Raw genomic sequence first — 20573 nt, 5'->3', positions numbered from 1 at the left:
CACAAGATCGGGTAAGGACACGCCGTCGCCGGCGCATCCTCCCCTAAGAACCGTACGTGCGAGTTTCCCCGCATACGGCTCACGCTCTCGAAAAACTGTCTATGGATAAACAGTCGGCTCTCGACTTCAATTGAGCCTACGCATCGATGAACGGTCGTCGCTCAGCGCAAGCGCCGAGAGGTGCAGACGCCATAGCTGGCGCTCTTCCATGCTTCCCCTCGTTGAACCCAGACCAAGTTTCTGCGCTCGAGAACCTAGCGGAAGTCTGCTCGCTTTCGCGCGAGGCGATGTTGCAGCCCCTATCCACACGATTACGGCGCGGCATTCGCGTTTTCCGCCTTCTCATACCCGCACAGTCAACAGCTTGCCTCACGGCTCGCTTGCCACGAGGGCAACGGTACGGGCTTACCACGTTCCCGTTTCATCACACGACTGAGTAAGGACCCGCCTCTTCGCCGGTGGCGCTTACGGCGACGTGTTGCTTGATAGCAGAGCAACATCCGGCCACTTCCCATTTTGGGTCATGCCTAACAGCAGCTTTGGCATGTCAATAATAACGACGTTTATCAGCGATTCACATGTGTTGCCCATGTCAGCCAGCTTCGCATCTCAGCCCCATTGCTGCTCGGAGCTTCCACGCAGTGCCTCGCGACACTGCGCGCTTACGGACACTTTGTCGGAGCGGCTTCGCACAACGCCGTTACCAGCGATGCACGCGCTCCCAAGCTACCGCCGGTCGCACGGCGGGTTCACTACCGCACCAGACTGCATGCAGTTGAACAATGATGAAACGAGCATGCATTGCGCCTAACCAACGGCCTCATGCTTCGTGTCGCACACTACCTCTTATTTTAAGAGGTGCCGGGTGTCCTGAGATTCAAGGGGCCGCTCCACGGACACGCTGTAATGCAGAAGTAGGGCATGCTGCGCCGAGTATGGGATTGAGACAACGGGTTCAAGCTGCAATGGATCGCCCAACGGACGGAAGTCCGTTGGGGCGAATCGGACATTGCAAGGATCTTGTTAATTTCGACAGATTGCATATTTTGCAATATTCCGGTCCATTGCCGTCCATTTGCTTGAGATGGGGTGTGAGCTTCCTTTCAGGGGTTAGTAATTGGAGGAAATAATATTGGCTTGCCTACTGTCGTGCTAATGGCGTATAACGACTTTGCTATTGTTCCAAAGATATAACCCTAAGGAGAAACATGGCAACTTACAAGCAATTGATAGCTCAGAAGGCAGCCCTTGAGGCTCAGCTTGCTGAGGTGCGTACGAACGAAGTTGCTGGCGTCATCGAGCAAATTCGCAATCTCATGGTTGAGTACGACCTTTCGGTTGAAGACATTCAAGGGAAGCGTCGTCGCGGCCGGCCCGCTGGCAGTAAATCTGCAAAGGCTGCCGAAACGAAGGAACCGTTGCCGCCGAAGTATCGCGACCCCAAGTCCGGAAAGACCTGGTCGGGTCGCGGTCGGGCACCCGCCTGGCTGGGCAAGAACCCGAATCGCTTCCTCATCGCGGAAGAGTGAGGTGAGCTGGCGAGACGTCTGCATAAGGATAGTGAAGTCTCGCCCATCATGGACTGTCGCTGTAGTTAGACGGTTCTCATGCCTCTACAGGGATGCTGCTGTTCATCGGAGCAAAGCCGGCGGCCGTCTTTTGATGCTGGGCCACGGACGGTTAGAGACGATATTGCCCGACTGCAATGACAAAAGTTGAACACTTCAGAAATGACGAACGCGGATACATGGATTGGCTGGGCGGCAATCCGGATGGGCTCGTCCTCAACATTCGGCATCCCGCACATCAGTTCACGCCGAAGCTGCATCGCGCTACTTGCGGGACAATAGCGAGTCCGAAGAACGCGCCATATACGTCCGGCCGATACACCAAACTTTGCTCGCATCGATACGCCCTGATTTCCGAACAGTTTCTTACGGAGACCAAGGGAGTTCCCGTTGACATCTCGCCGTGCGGGACGTGCAAACCTGATGTGGAGTCCCCGGTCTTTGATGAAGCAGCGGGGTTTTATGCCGAATTAGACGGTCTGGTCAGTAGAGCGCTGCATGACGACGTTTCGCTTCGCCTTGCTCGTCTTCAGAAAGCCCAGCCGAAGCCGGCAGAGAAGTTTGTTCTAACGCGAGTGTTTGACCGCAATTCTGACGTAATTGCTGAAGTGCTCCACCGGGCTACCGGTACGTGCGAATCCTGCAACTCCAAGGCTCCTTTCAATCGGAAGTCGACAGGTGAACCTTACCTCGAGGTGCACCATGTTGTGCCTTTGGCCAGGGGAGGCGACGACACAGTCGCGAACGCGATAGCGGTCTGCCCGAACTGCCATCGAGAACAACATTACGGCTGACCGTGTCCATGCGTTTCTGATTCGCCAGTGCACACATGACAAAATGACGATTGACGAAATCCACCTTGCGCTTCAGAGGGCACGACCCGTGCTGCGTCCCAACACTCGGAAAGATGGCTACTCCTATTTTGTCGGAGCTAAGCGTGCCATCCGTATCTCGCCACGGGCCACGCCCGGTACATATGATTTGGTGAGGGCTGCGAGTGAGCGGGCTGGACGGCCCGACGCGCGAGGTCAGTTTTCAGGCACTCTTGGCGGCTTGCTCGCAATCGTCGATGAAGAAATTTCCCTCATCAACGAAGAGATGAGTCGGAAAGGAGGGTAGGCGGTCTCTACGCGAGTCACAAAGCTCACGTCTAGCCGGGAACTGCGCCGCAGTTGATTTTTCGAGCCTACCGGTGATATTGACCATTCATGGCGAGTGGCCTTGAGTGTTGGTCAGCACGCGAGTACGAGCGGTGTGGATGTAATCAGTAGTCGCTCCTCGTCACCGCTGGGATAGCTCGCCCTCGGTTATGCGCGGGCCCCGTAGGTCGATGCCTATGGATGGTCGCGGTCCTTCCGGGCCTCGCCGTGGCGGCCTTCGTTCCCTATCCTTTCTAAATCCACGGCATGGTCTAGATTGGAAGTGGCGGTCTGTGGAAAGTTTGCGACGGGTCCCGCAAAATCGCGGCGCAGCAAAAGCGCAAGTCAAAAAAACAATCAGTTTCGGATATCCCTTGCCAGCTCTGGCTTCGCAGGCGAACCCCCGCCCGCTATCCGAAACTAATTGGCATGCAATATCCCAAACTAACTGACCTTGCCAGACGTAGTCGTAAGTTGGCAGGAGGCTGCCGCCGTTGGAGGATCCGGGGATGGTCTGCGTGGGTGTCGGTATTCCGCCGGCGCCGCCAGCGCCAGGCAGAAAGAAATCCGCCCCGCCGTTACCGCCTGCGACGCCGCCATTGCCGCCATCGCCGCCACCACTGCCGCCGGTACCAACCAGTAGTACGTCGATCGCGTGCGCCAGCGTCGAGGCCAAACCTAGCGACAGCATCATCGTGGTGCTTGCTACCGCATGCCGCCGGCGCTTGCGCGCACCCGGCGTAATCGCGCATGACGCAGCCAGTTCCAACACGACCTGCCAGACACCCAATGCCCCGTTCCACACCACCTTGTAAGTGCGATTCATCCCACCAACCCTCGTTCTTGTTCATTCTCGGGCTATGTGCACGTAGCCGCGTCTGTTTGCGCTGGAGACATCCTGGCCGCGCACCACGCGAGCGCGGCCAGCACATCAAGGCGCGCTAATGTAAGATTTGCCGGAGAAAATTTCCATTACCCGAACGAGTAGTCATGCACAACGACCCCATCCTGCTGCAGGAGATCGTGCGCCTGTATGAATCCGAGTCTGACTTGCTGACATTGCCAGGCGTGCTGTTCGAGGGGATCACCCGGCTTACCGACGCCGATGTCGTCGCCTGGACAGAAGTTCACCACCAAAGCGGGGAGCTACGTGCGCTGCTGTCTGTCGAGGACGCACCGGAGCGGCGCGCGCAGGCGTTCGAAGCCTATGCGCGCCACGCGTACAGTCATCCGTTCTGGCAGAAAGACCCGGTCTTCTACGGGGAGCGGGCCATACGCGAATCTGATATCTTCAGCGACGAGGAATTCATGGCCTTGCCGATGGCACGCGAAGTGTTTCTGCCATCCGGCGCTCACCGCATCATGGGCGTATTAATTCAGCACGGCGAGTATTCGCTCGACCTGAGCGCGCATCGGATTGTGGGGCGGCCGGCGTATAGCGATGCCGAACGCGATCGACTGCAGACCTACCGCGCTCATGTGCTGCGTGTCTACCGCCAGGCGCAACAACGTACGGTCGAAGCACTGTCCGCGGCAGATCGTCTGCATTTCGCCTTTCCCGGCTTGACACAACGGCAGATTGAAGCGGCGGTATGGCTTGCTCAGGGAAAATCCAACGAGGCCATTGCTGCCGCGATGAGCGTGAGTCTCGATACCGTCAAGGCGCACCTGAAGGCCATCTTCAGCAAGATCGGCACGGACAGCCGCCTTGCGCTGGCCAGGCTTGTCCACACCGCCCCGCCGTTTTCGCATATGCCGCCATTGTGGAAACTTCCGCTGAAAGCCTGGAAATCGCAGACGTCGTCAAGCGCACGAGCCTAAGCGACTGTTTTGAGTCGCCCCGCATGGGTCCGTGCCCCCAATTTACGGTCAAGCGAGGGGAAGACCGGTCTCATTAACCGCATCTCGGTGTGGTTGGCCAATGCGCCAGACTAAACCTGGGCTGCAATTTGCGTCGCATGAAATCCGCGTCTGCGACAATGGGCGCCTAGAATGATCGATGGCAGGACCAAGCACCGTCGTCCCACCTTCGCTGAGCCATATGGGCTAACGTTTATCATTCGACGCAAAAACGGCCTCGGCTAATGAGTTCGGTGCAAGCTGCCTATGGGACCACCGAAGTTTAAGCTTCTTCTGCAATCAGAAATCGCTTAGGATTCTTGCCCAACCACGCGGGTGCACGTCCGCGACCTGACCAAGTCTTGCCAGTCTTGGGATCCAAATATTTTGGCGGCAGCGCGCCTTTGACACTGGCAGCGCTATCAGCCTTGGCGGGTCGCCCGCGACGGCGTTTTCCAGCAATATCCTCCACTGTCAATCCATAGTCCGCCATCAGGCCTCGGATTTTTTCGATCACTCCAGAAACCTCTGCGGCTCGAACTTCTTGCAGTTTAGCTTCTAGCAAAGCCTTTTCGGCCATCAGTTGCTTGTATGTCGCCATCGGATCTCCTTCGAAAAATGGTTCGATAGCGTCATCCTATATCACAAGTCACTAAATGAGAAATCGAAATATTACAAAGAAGCTCGGAAGGCGACGAGGATCCGCCCAGGAAAGCTCTGAAATGTTCAATGGACTGGCCTGCATTGACAGCGCGCTGCCAATCCGGTAGTGCCCCGTGCCGCTCCAAACATGACCCTCCGCATCTCTATATCTGATGTCTTTATCAGATATTCCATCGAGCTCTTTGTATTTAAAACATCCAGCCGCTTAAAGTTGTTCGAATGAGATGCCATGGGGCACGCTGATCGGGCCCAGAGAATGGCATCCGCTCGGGCACGGTGCGTTGTTGCTGCCGATGCTCCGGAAAAAGGCTGCTCGGACCCTGCCAAGGGGCTCAGTGGCGACGCAAGGGCCATATTGAATTCCGTACGGATGATGAGAAGTGGCTTAGGCATTTCGGGTGCAAAAAGGATAGAGCCGAGCTGGCGGAAAGCCATGGAGAATTTGTCGGCATGACGACCGAAGACGTGAGCATCTGAAGCCTCGTCGCAGCTCGAGAATGGCTTCAGAAAGAGTTGCCTGCGGCTCTGACCCAAGCACACAGGGATTTCCTCATCTCATTTGTGCAAGCCGAGCCTGCGTGGTCACTGATGCCGGCCTTTCCTCACCTCAAGGACATGTCCGCCATTCGATGGGCGCTTCATAACCTTACGAAGTTGCGAGATGATAAAGACGCACGTATTCGCCGATCCACAGAAGCTGCTTCACGAACACTTCGATGCGCTCGACGAGACAACCAAATATGAGCGTCATGATGCCCGAATCGACGCTGGGCGACTGGGTGGCAGGCTGTTCAGCCTTGCTCGCCTTGCAGGGCCAGGCAATTCGCGCCTAACGACACGCCTAACCCGGTACTGACACCCGGAAAATGACCGACGAAGACGGCGCGGTTGTGGACCTATGTGCGGGACTACCGGCCGCCCGGGGATGGCTCACGGCCGGCGGGTTGATTTGCCTACTCTCCCGATCGCAAGGGCGAGTACCCACGGCGCCGTCTATGAGACAGGAGCGTGCAGGACCCCGCTTCTGGATCCATGCCCGACGTAAGTTCTGCCGTATTGGTGAACTCTATGACATCGAGCGCGAGATTTGCGGTCACCCACCAGACCGATGCCGGGAGGTCCTGCAACGCGAGGCCGTACCGAGCTGACGGCACTCAAAGCCGGGCGGGAAGCAACGATCGGGAAGCGTAACTCCTACACCACGGCTGGGATTCTCTATCTGCTCAAGCGCTGGCCGGGTTGCCAATCTGTTCCGCCTGCGAGATCGGCTCAGTTGCAATAGCCGTTGCGTTAATATCACTAAGGCAGAGTGCCATGTACTTTGAAGTTCAACTCGTTCAGGCGCCGCACGACGTCGCCTTGGCGAGCGGCCTCTATCGGGATGAGCGTGAGCCATCTCTCACTAGTGGGTGCGGAGCGGATGGGGGATGTCTTGACAGCGGCAATGCGTGACGGTCAGACCTCGCAGCCTGAGGTAGATAGTTGGGGGTGTCCGCGCCGCCTTGGCATGACGAGGAAGCCTTTGATCAGCGGATCTGCTCGCTGTTGACGCAATGATCTCGAACTATTGGCGCAGTAACTCAACGGAATTGCAAATGGAAACCTTGCTTGCTGCCGAAGCGGCAATACGGAAAGCGCTGCCAGTTGTCGTGCGGCGTCATCGAGCGATGGGTGTCTTGACCTGGGGTCTGCTGCACCGGATCGAGTCGGAGGTGTTGGCCGAGGTCGCTGCAAGTGGCCGTCATAGTAAGCGGAGCCTCGACTTGTTGAGTGCGCCTGCAGCGCTGCAGTACCCATCGGATGATCAACCGGCGTCGTTCGAAGGCCTCGATTTCGTACCGATTGTTTTCGGGGCGATTGCCGACGCTTGGCGTCGCGTCAGTTGATATCGGTATGGATCAGGCCGAATGCCAGGAGGTACGTTGATATTGAAGTGGCTCATTCGTAGGGCGGGCCTAGCGGACCAACGTACCGTATTGGAGTGAGTGTCGACTCCTCGACGGACACGCCGGGCCTGGGAGTGGAGGCAAGGGATTAATTAGTTTTAATTTATGTAATTTGCAAAATAGATATAAATTAACGAATCGAAGTTGTCATACAACTGGAAAGTAGTTCAGGGAATTTGCCTCTCCATTCCGCTAGGACGGCTCGGGATAAGCCGTTAAAATCCGAGCACACCTATTCCGAGCATTCCGTGGCGCCCTATATGTGAACGCCGAAGCACATTTGTTTCGGGGCTGTCACCTATAAAAGTCGTATGGCGCTGACGAAGTTTGCTGCGGCCTTTCTGGCTCGCCCAACTCTTTTCGTCCTAGGGGCGCTTGCTGCCGCCTTGACCATGGCGTGCATCACCGCAATAGCGCTTTACGAAATGCGCTCGGACGCGTTCGCACGGGCACGCGACGCTGCCGAAAATCTCTCCCTGATTCTGCAGCGTGATATTGAACGCAATATCGAAGTCTACGAACTGTCGATTAATGCTGTCATTGACGGTGTCAACGACCCGGCAGTGTTGCGATTACCATCAAAGATTCGGCAGCGCGTCCTCTTCGACAGGTCAACCAATGCTAAGGATATTGGGGCGCTCCTGGTCACGAACAGTGTGGGCGATGTCGAAATTGATTCACGCTCGGTCCCTCCGAGAAAGGTCAACTTGAGTGACCGGGACTACTTCACGATTCAACAGCAGTCGCCCGATGCCGGGCTTGTCGTCAGCAAGCCATTTTCACCGCAGCACACGACGACGGAGATGTCAGTGGCGCTGAGCCAGCGGTTGACGGATAGACACGGTTTGTTTGCGGGCGTCGTCGTGGGAACGCTTCGGCTGAACTACTTCCGCCGCTTATTCGACGGGATGACTCTTGGCAGCCGCGGCTCGCTCACGTTGCTTCTACCCGACGGAACGGTTCTAATGCGACGCCCGTACAATCCCCAGGACATCGGACGGAGCATTGCAGGTGTTCCAGCATTCAAGCCGCTGATTCAGGCTGACCGAGGTAGTTACATTGGGACTGCGGCACTGGATGGTGCGCAGCGCCTGTACAGCTTCAGGCATATTGGGAAATACCCGTTGATTGTCGTCGTGGGACTCGCCACCGAGGACATCTACGCCGAGTGGAATCGACGCGCTTGGGCTATCGGTAGCGCTGTGGCGGTGCTCGATTTTCTCATCATCGTGGTTTCCGCTTTGTTTGCAACGCAATTTCGCAGGCGGCTCGTGGTGGAACAGCAGCTTCATCTGCTCGCCAACACAGATAGTCTAACGGGTGTGGGCACACGTGGTTCTCTGGATTCGGCGCTCAATGTCGAGTGGCGACGCGCAAGCAGGAACTTGCAGCATCTCTCTGTGCTGATGGTAGATGCTGATAACTTCAAGAGTTTCAACGACCAGTATGGACACGCTACCGGTGACGAGGCGTTAAGAACCATCGCTCACTGTATCGTTGATAGTATTCGTCGTCCGGGCGATTTCGTCGGCCGTTACGGCGGCGAGGAGTTCTGCGTGCTGCTGCCGAATACGGTCCTACGAGGAGCGGTTCAAGTAGCGGAGAAGATTCGTGCTGCGCTCCTCTCAACTAACAAGGAGAACTTCGGTAGCCCAATCGGACAACTGAGTGTCAGCATTGGTGTTGCGGTCTTTGATGGCAGTGCCATGACCGGTGACACGGCGGACCAGCTCATGCACCTTGCCGACCGACGGCTCTATGAAGCAAAAGCTGCCGGCAGGAACATCGTAATTTCTCAATAAGAGCGCCCTGCCACTAGCAGTGGTTTAGCTTCATCCGTTAAGCAAGGGGCTTTTGTCCAGGTAACCTTAGCCGTATCTGGAGGGTGGTCGCTGGAGTTCCCATTTGGGAGGTTAATGCAGCAGCTTCCTAGCCAACCATCCAACGATTCAGTTTTCCTTTACGAGGACGCTCGGCCTCGAAGTTGGCGAACCAATGGGTGCAAGAAGGAATCAAGTATTTCTAGTTGGTACCGACAACATTGGTATCCGCAAGGATTGAGCGGATACAGGCGGTAGGGGCAGCGAGTAGCTTGAGCAATGCCTCAAATTCAACCGGACGACTAAATAGATAACCTTGCGCCATGTCACATCCGAATTCTTGCAGGATTGCGACTTGCCACGCGTGTTCAACACCCTCGGCCACGACATGCAGGCCAAGCATATGGGCCATTCCAATCATGGCCTGCACAATCTGCTTGTCACTGTATGATCCTTGCATGTCGTGAATAAACGTGCGATCGATCTTGAGTTCCGTGACTGGCAAGTGTCGCAAGCTAGATAGATTGCTGTACCCCGTACCAAAGTCGTCGATAGCAACACCGACTCCGGCGGCGCCCAGTTCATGCACGAATTCGAGCAACCCGTCCTTGTGGAGGAATAACGAATTCTCTGTCAGTTCAATCTTGAGACGTCGGCAGTCAATTCCGTATCGCTCGATTGTGCGCAGAACTGACTCCTGTTTGTGCCAGCGAAGCTGCAACGGGGAGAAATTCACTGCAACGCGAAAGCTTGGGTCGATGGACAATGCCTCCAACTCAGCTACGTGACGGCAGGTCTCACGTAATACCCAGTCTCCTATCAGACCAATCACGCCAGTCTCCTCTGCGATTGGGATGAATTCGGCCGGGGAGACAGGATTGATGCCATTACGCATCCAGCGTATCAAAACCTCCGCGCCGACGATTTTGCCTGTAGCCAACGAAACCTGAGGCTGCCAGGCCAGGGAAAATTCTTTGGCCTCGATTGCTCGATGTAAAGCGTTGGATATATCGAGGCGCTTGAGCACCTTGTCATGCAAACCCGGAGAAAAGAAGTGGCACGCACCAATGCCTTCTTCCTTGGCACTATACATCGCTGCATCTGCATTCATAATCAAAGCCTCAGCCGTGACTCCGTCTGCCGGATAGCGGCTTACTCCAATACTCGCTGAGACATAGCTTTGAGTACCGTCGAGCACAATCGGCTTCGCCAGTTCATCAAAAATGCGCTTCGTAATAGCCTCGGTATGATCCAGACCATCCGCTTCGTGGAGAATAAACGTAAACTCATCTCCTCCGATTCGCCCCACGAAATCCGTTTCTTTCGTCAATCTCTTGAAGCGGTCACCTACTATTTTTAGAAGTCGATCACCAAAAGAGTGGCCGAGTGTATCGTTGACATCTTTGAAACGATTTAGGTCGAGAAATAGGAGAGAAAATTGTACGACTTTGCGCGCTGAACGCTCAATGGCATGACTGAGTTGATCATGAAATAGGCGCCGATTTGGCAAGCCGGTCAGGCTGTCATAATAGGCAAGATGCATATACTGGGCACGCAGACTCTCACGTTGCATGATGTCCGCGAACATTGCCACGAAATTCAGTATCTCGCCGCGCTCATCTCGAATTGTCTTGATTGTCACCCAATCCGGAGCTATTGATCCGTCCGCGCGCAACAACCAGACCTCGCCCTCCCAGTGCCCACGCTCATGCAGGGCCACAAGAATGTCTATGTAGAACTTCCGTTCATGCCGTCCAGATCGCAAAAATCCGGCCTTTCGTCCGACAATTTCCTTGTCGGAATAGCCCATTGCGGCTATAAAGGCCCGGTTGACATACTGGATCCGCAGGCCGGGTTCCATAATTAGCACTGCGTCACTCGTTGACTCGAGAATATTGGCAGACACCCTTCGGTTCTCGAGTTCCCTGCGCAATTGGGCCACGAGAACCTCACGTTCTCGACGATAGATATCGCTGTGATGAACGAGCTTATTAAGAAGGGAGGTAATCGATACGATGCCGAGGTACTCGCCGCTGGTATTGAATACGGGTAAGTGATCACAGTCTTCCCTGCGCATGCGTTTTAGCAGTCGCAGCGCGCTCTCATTCGTTTTTACCGGCTCGGGAGGCCTGCGCATAAGCAGATCTGCGAAGATTCGGCCCGGGAAAAGGGTTGCCTGGCGGTCTGTCACTAACCCTAGAAAGGTGCCGCTCTCGTCAAAAACGGAAAAGACAGTCGCAGATTTTTTGTCGAACTCTACCAGATCGCGATATCGCTGGTCAGGAGCTACACGGCGCGCACGGAAGTCGAGACAATCTGAAACAAGCAGTGTGTCCATCTAGACTATCCCAACTTCCGATCTACAAATAGTTCAACTTCAAGCGCTAGGTGAAGGATTTCTTCTGCCCCCATAGCAGGCTTGATTTCCTCTAGGATAAATATCTTAAGCTCGGCTGCGGGAATCTTCCGGAGAATCGCTTTCCGAATCAAGATATCTGAAATCACATCATCATCTATCTCGATATGCTCGAACGGGGTTGTAGAAAGCAAGCCAAGTGCGCGCCCAACGGCGACGTGGCCAATTGGCGAAGTGCGCCCCAGAACAAGCCCGTCAGTGATCGGCGGAAGAATAAATTCCTTGATGTGGGCGCGCAATCTCTTTTGACGACGTTTCTCCATTCCGATACCTTCCTTCTCCGATTTGAGATCGAACATGCAAAGGAAGCATCGCAGAGAAATCACGCACGGCAAGACATCCTTTCGGGGCTGTTTCTACCAGAACTAGTCCGAATTGACTACCCATCAAAAGTGTGATGAATGCTATTGCCGCTCTTTGAGTGCCATACTTTCGAGATCATTACCGCCAATAGTGAAGGTACGAGTGAGCACCCTCCAGACGGCTTTCAGGTGCCACCACATTATCTGCCTTTCTATTCGCGCATATCCGCCTGATTCGGAACGAGGCGGTGACCGTCGATAGCCGGTTGAAAAGTATTCAGTCGGGAGGAACTGCCATGAATTTAATATCGTGCTCGGGATACTATGGTGCCGACTCGGTCGGCAGTGCCTGCGCGGCGCTAAAGTCTGCCGGGCTGGATGCCGCGGTGATGGTGGACTTCAGCCATTCGAACTGCGCCAAACAGCACGAACGCCAGGTGCTGGTGGCAAGGGACGTGGCAGGGCAGATTGCCGCCGGCAATCGCGCGATCTTTGGCGTGATGGTGGAAAGCCATCTGTTCGGTGGTAGCCAGACCTTTGTGCCGGGCAAGGATGATCCATCCCGCTTGCTATTCGGACGGAGCATTACCGATGCCTGTCTGGGGTGGGACGACTCACAAGACGTGCTGGCATTGCTACATGATACCGTGCTGGAACGCCGAGGTTGAGGTTCATCGTTAAGAGGTCTCCTCCCGGAAGACCTTGTCATTTGTTCTAACTGCCCAATTGCGCCGACCCCCTTGCCATGAGCGAGGTCGCAGACGGTTCAAAGCGAATCGCTGACATCATTAGCGTGATCGAAGGCAGTGCTTTCCAAACCAACATTCTGGCTCTCAATACGGCAGTAGAGGCGGCACGCACCAGCGAGCAGCGTCACAGTTTTATCGTCGTAGGTGGGGCAGCTCGCGGCCTCGCCCAGCGGAGCACAAATGCAGTGGTGGCGATCACCGGGACGATCGACGTTAGTGAGCAGATTGCAGCTTTAGTGGAGCAGAGTGCTGCTGCGGCAGAGAGTCTCAAGCAATAGGCCACGAGGCTGGTGGAGGCTGTTAGCGTGCTCCGATGAATGCAATGCCTGGGCGGCGGTGACTCGCATATGTGCATTTGGTACCCGCAAATGGATCGTCGTGGTCCAGCAGTTGGATAAGTGGCCCAGACCGTCATTTTGGCTCGGGGCATGAGATGCATGGAGCACAATTCATGGCAGAATCGCCGGTAGGTTGCTGTATTGGTAGGCTACCTGATCCTGCCGCACTCATTGGCAAGCTATCTCCCAAAATTGATGCCGGTTGGCATTTCATGGAGCATGGTTCTATCATGTGATGCATATGATCATGGTATTGCAATGCGAGGCACCATGGAACTCAAGACTGCCCGGCTCACGATCCTGATCGATCCGAACAAGAAGGCTGCTTTCGAGAACCTGTGTGCGCAACAGGATCAGACTGCATCGCAGGTCATACGTCAGCTTATCCGGGAGTACTTGGTCCAACACGGCGTCGAGTATGTGCCTAGTGGCCTGAGTCGCGAAGACGTGGTGGCTTCGAACTCCACCGGATTTAGCAAATCTGATGCGAAGGCGTCGGCAAAACGAAGCGGGTCACCCCCTGCTAGGCGGCAAACCACTCGTCGCGGGGCCTGAATCGTGAGCGGCATGTCGGGGATCGGACAGTGGTTGCTGCTCGACTGGATGCTTGCTGTCGCGGTGTTGTGGTTGCTAGTTGGGGCAACTGGCTTGCTGGTGTTGCATCGCCTGACAGTGGTATCACGCATGCTCTTTCCGTTGGGCGGACTGCTCGGACTATTGCTTGCTGTGCTGGCATTTTCCGCGTTGGGCGAAACGCCGGAAGTTGCCGTCTTGCCGATCGGATTGCCCGGGCTGCCATTCCATTTGCGGCTCGATAGCTTGTCCGCCTATTTCCTGATGGTGATGGGAGCCGCCGCAACTGGCATCTCCGTCTTCGCGGCCGGCTACTTCCGGCAAGGGGAGGGTACGCCGCCAGGGCTGCTATGTCTGGAATACCATCTATTCTTGGCCAGCATGGCAGGTGTGGTGCTCGCGGACGACGCTTACGCCTTCATGGTGATGTGGGAAACCATGGCCTTGTCGTCATTCTTTCTGGTTACAGCCAATCACCGTATCGCAGAAGTCCGCAGCGCGGGGTACATGTACCTCACGATGGCACACATCGGTGCCATCGCGGTGCTGTTGTGCTTTGGTGTGTTGCAAGCCAATACCGGCGATTACACCTTTGCAAACATCCGCTCCCAGGCCCTAACGCCATTTTGGGCAACGTTGGGGTTCATGCTTGCGATGTTTGGCTTTGGCGCCAAGGCTGGTCTGCTGCCCTTGCACATATGGTTGCCCGAAGCCCATCCGGCAGCACCGTCGCCAGTGTCGGCAATGATGAGTGGCGTGATGCTCAATACGGCCATCTATGGTCTCTTGCGCGTGGTCCTTGACCTTCAGCAGATGTGCCTATGGTGGTGGGGAGGGTTGCTGCTGGCGTTTGGCCTGGCAACGGCGTTGTACGGTGTGGTATTTGCTGCGGTGCAGACGGACATGAAGCGGCTGCTAGCCTATTCGTCGGTCGAGAATATGGGCTTGCTGTTTGTTGCGATCGGGCTCACGCTTATCTTCTCAGCCTACGACATGAGACCGCTGGCTGCGCTGGCGCTGACCGCCGCGCTCTACCACGTGGCCAGCCACACATTCTTCAAGAGCCTACTGTTCCTCGGAACCGGCAGCGTACTCCATGCCACGGCCGAACGAAGCCTTGGCAAGCTAGGTGGCCTGATCCGTCCGATGCCGTGGGTGGGTTGGCTCACGCTGCTCGGTGTGCTGGCGAGCGCTGGGTTGCCGCCACTGGGTGGTTTCGTCTCGGAGTGGCTGCTGCTGCAGAGCTTCCTGTTCACCACGGGCTTGCCCATGCCGCTGCTGACCATGCTTATTCCCGTCGTGGCCGCGTTGATCGCGCTGGTGGCCGCGCTGGCCGGCTATACCATGGTCAAGTTCTTCGGAGTGATATTCCTCGGACTTCCGCGCGAGGCAAAGCTGATCGTCGCACACGACGCAGGTCACTGGGAACGAGTCGGCATGTTGTGGCTGGCGCTGGGAAGCGTAGTACTCGGACTGCTGCCATCCCATGTAATCCGTCAGATCGATGCCGTTACACAGCAACTGGTTGGCAGCGGTCTCGGCGCACGCGTCGCGGACAGTGGTTGGTTGCTTGCGCCCATCAGCGCGGAGCGCGCCAGCTACGGCCCAGCCATCTTCTTGCTTGGTATCCTGGCCAGCTTTGCGCTCGCTTTTCTGCTGGTACGTCGCTTCTATCATGGCAGACTGCGCCGCGGTCCGCCGTGGGCCTGCGGCTACCCGTGGGGTACTGCACGCATGCAGGACACGGCAGAGGGCTTTGGCCAACCAATCCGACAGATTTTTGAGCCCTTCTTCTTGATGCGGAGAGAATTGCCGTCGCCATTTGACGATCAGCCGCGCTATCACGTGGAACTGGCCGATCATTTCTGGCGCTGGCTATATTTACCAACGATCCGGTTGGCCTTGTATCTGGCAAGGATTCTTGGCGCGATTCAGCAGGGGCGCATTTCGGCATATCTGCTCTACAGCTTCTTGACGCTGATCGCAGTGCTGGCGGTGGTGATGGTGTGAGGACACATTAATGAGCTTGTCCGGCCTGCTGTCGCAACTACTCGAGATCATTGTCTCCATTGCCTTGGCACCGCTGCTGTCTGGTTGGGTCAACCAATGGCGAGCTCTACTGCAGAACAAATCCGCACCAAGCTTCTGGCAGCCCTATCGCATGCTGCACAAGCTGTTCAACAAGGAATCTGTGGTGGCCGAAAACGCCTCACCGCTATTTCGCATCACTCCCTATATCGTGTTCGGGTGCATGATGCTGGCTTGCGCCATCATCCCCACATTGTCCACCGACCTGCCGCTCGCACCGGCCGCGGATGCCATCGCCTTGGTGGGTCTGTTCGCATTGGCACGGGTGTTTGTCTCGCTGGCAGCGATGGATGTTGGTACCGCATTCGGTACGATGGGCGCGCGGCGCGATATGCTGATTGGCTTTCTGGCGGAACCGGCCCTACTGATGGTGCTGTTTTCGGCGTCGTTGATCTCCCGCTCAACTTCGCTTGCTACGATGGTCGAGACGCTGGCCCATCAGGAACTTGCGATCTATCCGGGTATGGCCTTCGCCGGGGTTGCATTCACCATGGTTTCTCTGGCAGAGAATGCACGCATTCCGGTAGATAACCCCGCCACCCATCTGGAGCTGACCATGATCCATGAGGCACTGATCCTGGAATACTCCGGTCGCCATCTGGCGCTGATCGAATGGGCAGCAAGCCTGAAGCTGTATGCCTACTCCTGCATCGGCCTCGCGCTGTTCCTGCCTTGGGGGGTGGGAGAAGCCAATGCACCGCTCTCAATGCTACTGGCTTTGCCGACGCTGGTGTCCAAGCTGATGGTGGGCGGCTTGCTGCTTGCGCTGTTGGAAACGGTCAATGCCAAAATGCGTATCTTCCGTGTGCCGGAATTTCTCGCCACCGCTTTCTTGCTTGCGGTGATCGGCCTGTTGGTGCACATCCTGTTGGTTCACTGACATGAGCACGCTACTGACGCAATTCGTCAACCTGCTGGGCGCGGTCTTATTGATTCTGGCCTTCGGCATGATTTCGCAAAGACGCATCCTGTCGCTGATCCATCTGTTCACCATGCAGGGAATGACTTTGGCACTGGCGACGGCAGTGGTTGGCCATGTAACAGCCCAGCCTCACCTGTACCTGTCGTCAGTGTTGACGCTGGTACTCAAGGGGATGTTGATACCTTACCTGCTGCATAGGATCATTGATCGATTGCAGATCCGTTGGGATATCGAGACGCTGATCAATATTCCAACCATTATGCTGATCGGCATCCTCGTAGTTATTTTTGCCTTCAACCTGGCCATGCCAATCTCGCGGTTGTCGCTTAAGCTTGCTAGCGGCACCCTCGGCATCGCGCTCGCTTGCGTATTGCTGTCGTTCCTGATGATGATCACGCGCTCTAAGGCCGTGCCGCAGGTAATAGGCTTCCTGTCCATGGAAAACGGGCTGTTCTTTGCAGCCACTGCCGCCACCTATGGCATGCCGATGGTGGTGGAACTCGGCATTGCGTTGGACGTATTGATCGGGGTATTAATACTCGGCGTGTTCATGTTCCAGATCCGGGCGCAGTTCGACAGCCTAGATATCCGGAATCTCGAGCGATTGAAGGAGGATTGACTTGATCGCGCTCGCCTTTCTGCTTGCGATACCGTTCGCCGGCGGCCTGATGCTGGCATTTCTAGGGCATCGCGATTGTGCTCGCGACATCAATGTGGCATTCAGTCTGGGCACGTTCGCTGCAGCCAGCGTGCTGGCGACACAGGTGGTTTCAAACGGTCCCTTATTGGTATGGCGGCGCGAATTCTACATTGACTCGCTGAACGTCTTTCTTGTGGCGCTGACCGCCTTTGTCGGCCTCACCACTGCGGTCTTTTCTCGTCCATACATGCAGGTGGAGTACGATCACGGCAAGATGACTCAGCCGCGTCTACGCCTGTATCACAGCATGTACCAACTGTTTGCCTTCACCATGCTGCTGGCGCTGACTACCAACAACCTGGGTATCGTCTGGGTGGCGATGGAGGCCGCTACGCTGACGACGGTGCTGCTGGTCAGTGTCTATCGTACCGCAGCCAGTCTTGAGGCAGCATGGAAGTATTTCATACTATGCGGTGTTGGAATCGCACAGGCACTGTTTGGCACTGTGCTGCTCTACATGGCTGCAGAGAAAGTGATTGGCGCCGAGGGCGGCGCTTTGCTGTGGACCAATCTGGATGCGGTAAAGCGGCAGCTCGACCCGGACATCACCATGCTGGCATTTGCCTTTCTCTTTATTGGCTATGGCACCAAGGTGGGTCTCGTACCACTGCACAACTGGTTGCCAGACGCACACGCCGAGGGTCCAACGCCGGTATCCGCGGTGCTGTCAGGGCTGCTGCTCAACGTGGCGCTCTACGCAGTGCTGCGTTGCAAGATGCTAACTGACGCCGCATTGACCAACAAACTCACAAGCTACCTGATGATGGGCTTTGGGTTGCTGTCAGTGGTGGTGGCCGCCTTTCTCTTGATCCGGCAACGCGATATCAAGCGCATGTTCGCCTATTCGTCGATAGAACATATGGGTCTGATGACCTTTGCCTTCGGCATGGGCGGACCGATTGCCACCTATGCTGGCCTGCTGCACATGACAATGCATTCGCTGGTCAAATCGGCAATCTTCTTTGCCGTGGGCCATGCTGCACAGAAGGCAGGCACGCAGATCATGGATGACATACGGGGATTGCTCCGTGTCAGCCCCACCGTAGGGTGGGGGCTGATGCTTGGCGCCCTGGCCATCCTTGGGATGCCCCCATTTGGCGTTTTCGCCAGCGAATTTCTGATTGTCACCACCGCAATGCGCGAGCACGCATGGGCGACGCCATTTCTGTTGATAGCGCTTGGAGTGGCCTTTGCTTCCATCTTCAGCAGGGTATTGCCGATGGTGTTCGGTGACACCTCCCTCGAGCCGCTGGCGCATCCGCCGGCACTTGTTCCGGTGTTCGCGCATCTCGCACTTGGGCTAATAGCCGGCCTCTACATCCCGCCATATCTGGACGCTTGGTATCGCCAAGCAGCCGCCATGTTGGGAGGTTGAACATATGGTACTTCCCGATCTCGGTATAGAAGTAGAACGCCTGGCAGCGCCGCTGCCAATTTGGCATGGGCAAGCAGTTCGAGATGCCTGGCTACCCATTGCACGTGCAGTTGCCGAAGCCGGTGGGCGATTGGTTGCGATGTGGGGTGCAGAACGTGATGTCGGGGCGACGGCATGTGCCGCGTATGCGCTATCGCAGGGTCTGGTCTGGCTGGAGCTGCAGCGCGATCACCCAGAGGGCTCAGTACCAGATCTTTCGGGCGTCTTCCCGTGTGCTAACAGGATGCAGCGTGCCATGAGCGACCTGTCGGGCATTCTCATACATGGCGCGTGCGACTGTCGTCCCTGGTTAGATCATGGTCTGTGGGGAGAGGCCGGACGACCACCATTGCAGCGACATACCTCACCGCACGTGCACACTGCAGATGCGCTTCCTTCCAACTACGATTTTGTGCGGGTCGAAGGAGACGGTGTGCACGAGATCGCGGTAGGGCCGGTGCACGCGGGAATCATCGAGCCCGGACATTTCCGTTTCTCAGTGGTTGGCGAAAAAGTACTACGACTGGAAGAACGGCTGGGCTACACGCACAAGGGTATCGAACGTCGTTTTACGGAATTCACTCCTCACGAGGGCTTTCGGCTGGCAGGTCGGGTATCCGGCGACTCCACTGTGGCGTACGCTTGGGCTTACTGCATGGCACTCGAGTCGGTGTGCGGTGTCATACCGCCACCGCGCGCCGCCGGCCTGCGCGCGTTGATGCTGGAGCGTGAACGGGTGGCCAATCACTTAGGCGACCTCGGCGCACTCGGCAACGACGCTGGCCTCGCCTTCGGACTCGCGCAGTTCTCGCGATTGCGGGAAGACTGGCAACGCCTCTCCGGCCGAGTCTTTGGTCATCGTCTGATGATGGATAGAGTTGTACCCGGGGGGGTAGCGATCGATGTGCCGCCGGACATATTGGAGCGCCTGTCGCGGCAGTGCGATATCGTCGAGGATGAAGTGCGTGCGCTGCGCGCAATCTATGATGAGCATGCTGGTTTGCAAGACCGGTTTCTCGACACCGGCCGCGTCACGCCACTGCTTGCAGCCCAGCTCGGGCTTACAGGGCAGGCCGGGAGGGCCAGCGGCATGTTTGCAGACCTGCGCTGCGACTACGTCTGGGCACCTTATGACGAGCTAGCAGTGAAGATGGCTACTCATGGCGCTGGCGACGTTGCGGCGCGCGTGGCTGTGCGCTTTGACGAGGCGCTTGAATCGTTGCGTCTGATTCGTGCTATCTGCGCCGGGCTTCCTGAGGGTGCGACGCGAAGTGAACTGCAACTACCGAGCATCGCTGCGATGGGTGCCGGATGGGTCGAAGGTTGGCGCGGCGAAGTTTTCGTGGCGCTGGAGACTTCGGCTGAAGGTCGCATCCTGCGCTGCCATTGCCACGACCCCTCGTGGCAAAACTGGCCGGTAGTTGAGCATGCGATCATCGGCAATATCGTTCCTGACTTCCCGTTGATCAACAAATCCTTCAACCTCAGCTATGCAGGGCACGACCTCTGATGTGGCAAATACTCAAGCAAATTGCGCGCACCGGCATCGTTACAGAACGAGCGCCGCAGGCAGACGATGACGAAATCACAATCGCGCGCATTCAACAGGACCTGCTCGATATTCTCGGTCAAGCGTTGACGATTCGTCAGGTTGACGCTGGGTCGTGCAATGGCTGCGAGCTGGAGATTCACGCACTTGGAAACCCCTACTACAACATCGAGGGGCTCGGTATCAAGTTTGTTGCCAGCCCACGACATGCCGACATGCTCCTGGTCACCGGACCGGTTTCGCGCCACATGGAGGAAGCACTGCGGCGTACCTATGAAGCTACGCCGGCACCCAAGTTGGTAGTGGCGGTGGGCGATTGCGGTTGTATGGGTGGCATTTTTGACCAAAACTACGCAACTTGCGGGCGTGTCGCCAACGTGATTCCTGTGGACATCACTGTGCCCGGTTGTCCGCCACCGCCTGTTGACATCCTGCGCGGTATTGTCACGGCCGTACAGCGACGTCATGGTCGGCGTCCGCATTCTCAGACGTGAGTGCCACGAGATTTCGGAATCGGCACGATTTCTCGCCCAACTTGGCGAAGGCC

At 56.5% G+C, this 20573-nt stretch carries 17 protein-coding genes and 2 pseudogenes; 14 read left to right on the top strand and 5 right to left on the bottom strand.

Features of this window, described 5'->3' with window-relative positions:
- Positions 1 to 1208 precede the first annotated feature (1208 nt).
- Positions 1209 to 1529: an H-NS histone family protein gene (locus tag AC3FLX_RS30465; RefSeq protein ID WP_488701057.1), complete on the top strand. Its 321-nt coding sequence runs from the start codon at positions 1209 to 1211 to the stop codon at positions 1527 to 1529.
- A 176-nt stretch (positions 1530 to 1705) separates the two neighbouring features.
- A complete protein-coding gene (locus AC3FLX_RS30460; protein WP_488701056.1) occupies positions 1706 to 2362 on the top strand; it encodes an HNH endonuclease in 657 nt (218 codons plus the stop codon).
- A 487-nt stretch (positions 2363 to 2849) separates the two neighbouring features.
- Here the strand turns inward: AC3FLX_RS30460 and AC3FLX_RS30455 are convergent, their stop codons facing one another.
- A complete protein-coding gene (locus AC3FLX_RS30455) occupies positions 2850 to 3533 on the bottom strand; it encodes an ESPR domain-containing protein (protein ID WP_488701055.1) in 684 nt (227 codons plus the stop codon).
- A 164-nt stretch (positions 3534 to 3697) separates the two neighbouring features.
- Between AC3FLX_RS30455 and AC3FLX_RS30450 the strand changes: the two genes are divergently transcribed.
- Entirely contained in the window at positions 3698 to 4528 is an 831-nt protein-coding gene (locus AC3FLX_RS30450; RefSeq protein WP_488701054.1) for a helix-turn-helix transcriptional regulator, read from the top strand.
- A 301-nt stretch (positions 4529 to 4829) separates the two neighbouring features.
- Here the strand turns inward: AC3FLX_RS30450 and AC3FLX_RS30445 are convergent, their stop codons facing one another.
- Entirely contained in the window at positions 4830 to 5147 is a 318-nt protein-coding gene (locus AC3FLX_RS30445) for an H-NS histone family protein (RefSeq protein ID WP_488701053.1), read from the bottom strand.
- A 115-nt stretch (positions 5148 to 5262) separates the two neighbouring features.
- Positions 5263 to 5357 (bottom strand): annotated as a pseudogene (locus tag AC3FLX_RS30440) (H-NS family nucleoid-associated regulatory protein); the annotation flags it as partial.
- A gap of 1447 nt (positions 5358 to 6804) precedes the next feature.
- Between AC3FLX_RS30440 and AC3FLX_RS30435 the strand changes: the two are divergent.
- Complete coding sequence (locus tag AC3FLX_RS30435; RefSeq protein WP_488701052.1) at positions 6805 to 7095, top strand: DUF2471 family protein; 291 nt, start codon at positions 6805 to 6807, stop codon at positions 7093 to 7095.
- Positions 7096 to 7466: 371 nt separating this feature from the next.
- Positions 7467 to 8957, top strand: coding sequence for a sensor domain-containing diguanylate cyclase (locus AC3FLX_RS30430; protein ID WP_488701051.1), 1491 nt, complete (start codon positions 7467 to 7469; stop codon positions 8955 to 8957).
- A 220-nt stretch (positions 8958 to 9177) separates the two neighbouring features.
- On the opposite strand, the gene AC3FLX_RS30425 is transcribed toward AC3FLX_RS30430, so the two are convergent.
- Positions 9178 to 11313, bottom strand: a complete 2136-nt coding sequence (locus tag AC3FLX_RS30425; RefSeq protein WP_488701050.1) for a putative bifunctional diguanylate cyclase/phosphodiesterase — start codon at positions 11311 to 11313, stop codon at positions 9178 to 9180.
- 5 nt (positions 11314 to 11318) lie between these two features.
- Positions 11319 to 11690 (bottom strand): hypothetical protein, encoded by a 372-nt coding sequence (locus tag AC3FLX_RS30420; protein ID WP_488701049.1) that lies wholly within the window; start codon positions 11688 to 11690, stop codon positions 11319 to 11321.
- A gap of 251 nt (positions 11691 to 11941) precedes the next feature.
- Between AC3FLX_RS30420 and AC3FLX_RS30415 the strand changes: the two genes are divergently transcribed.
- The 9 genes and pseudogenes from AC3FLX_RS30415 (at position 11942) to AC3FLX_RS30375 (ending at position 20520) form a co-directional block, all read left to right on the top strand.
- Positions 11942 to 12361 carry a hypothetical protein gene (locus AC3FLX_RS30415; RefSeq protein WP_488701048.1) on the top strand — a complete coding sequence of 140 codons (420 nt, stop codon included), beginning with the start codon at positions 11942 to 11944 and terminating at the stop codon, positions 12359 to 12361.
- A 77-nt stretch (positions 12362 to 12438) separates the two neighbouring features.
- Positions 12439 to 12720, top strand: a complete 282-nt coding sequence (locus tag AC3FLX_RS30410) for a methyl-accepting chemotaxis protein (RefSeq protein ID WP_488701047.1) — start codon at positions 12439 to 12441, stop codon at positions 12718 to 12720.
- 330 nt (positions 12721 to 13050) lie between these two features.
- Positions 13051 to 13200: pseudogene (locus tag AC3FLX_RS30405) on the top strand (ribbon-helix-helix protein, CopG family); the annotation flags it as partial.
- A gap of 147 nt (positions 13201 to 13347) precedes the next feature.
- Positions 13348 to 15363, top strand: coding sequence for a hydrogenase 4 subunit B (hyfB, locus tag AC3FLX_RS30400; protein WP_488701061.1), 2016 nt, complete (start codon positions 13348 to 13350; stop codon positions 15361 to 15363).
- Between the two features lie 10 nt (positions 15364 to 15373).
- Complete coding sequence (locus tag AC3FLX_RS30395) at positions 15374 to 16321, top strand: respiratory chain complex I subunit 1 family protein (protein ID WP_488701046.1); 948 nt, start codon at positions 15374 to 15376, stop codon at positions 16319 to 16321.
- Position 16322: 1 nt separating this feature from the next.
- Positions 16323 to 16982 (top strand): formate hydrogenlyase, encoded by a 660-nt coding sequence (locus AC3FLX_RS30390; RefSeq protein ID WP_488701045.1) that lies wholly within the window; start codon positions 16323 to 16325, stop codon positions 16980 to 16982.
- 49 nt (positions 16983 to 17031) lie between these two features.
- A complete protein-coding gene (locus AC3FLX_RS30385) occupies positions 17032 to 18438 on the top strand; it encodes a hydrogenase 4 subunit F (RefSeq protein ID WP_488701060.1) in 1407 nt (468 codons plus the stop codon).
- Between the two features lie 4 nt (positions 18439 to 18442).
- Positions 18443 to 19987: a hydrogenase large subunit gene (locus AC3FLX_RS30380; RefSeq protein WP_488701044.1), complete on the top strand. Its 1545-nt coding sequence runs from the start codon at positions 18443 to 18445 to the stop codon at positions 19985 to 19987.
- Positions 19987 to 20520 carry an NADH-quinone oxidoreductase subunit B family protein gene (locus AC3FLX_RS30375; protein ID WP_488701043.1) on the top strand — a complete coding sequence of 178 codons (534 nt, stop codon included), beginning with the start codon at positions 19987 to 19989 and terminating at the stop codon, positions 20518 to 20520. The genes AC3FLX_RS30380 and AC3FLX_RS30375 overlap by 1 nt, the downstream gene beginning before the upstream one ends.
- Positions 20521 to 20573 lie beyond the last annotated feature (53 nt).

This window comes from Cupriavidus sp. 291-E7 (genome assembly GCF_057798835.1).
This window is presented reverse-complemented; position numbering and strand designations above follow the sequence as displayed.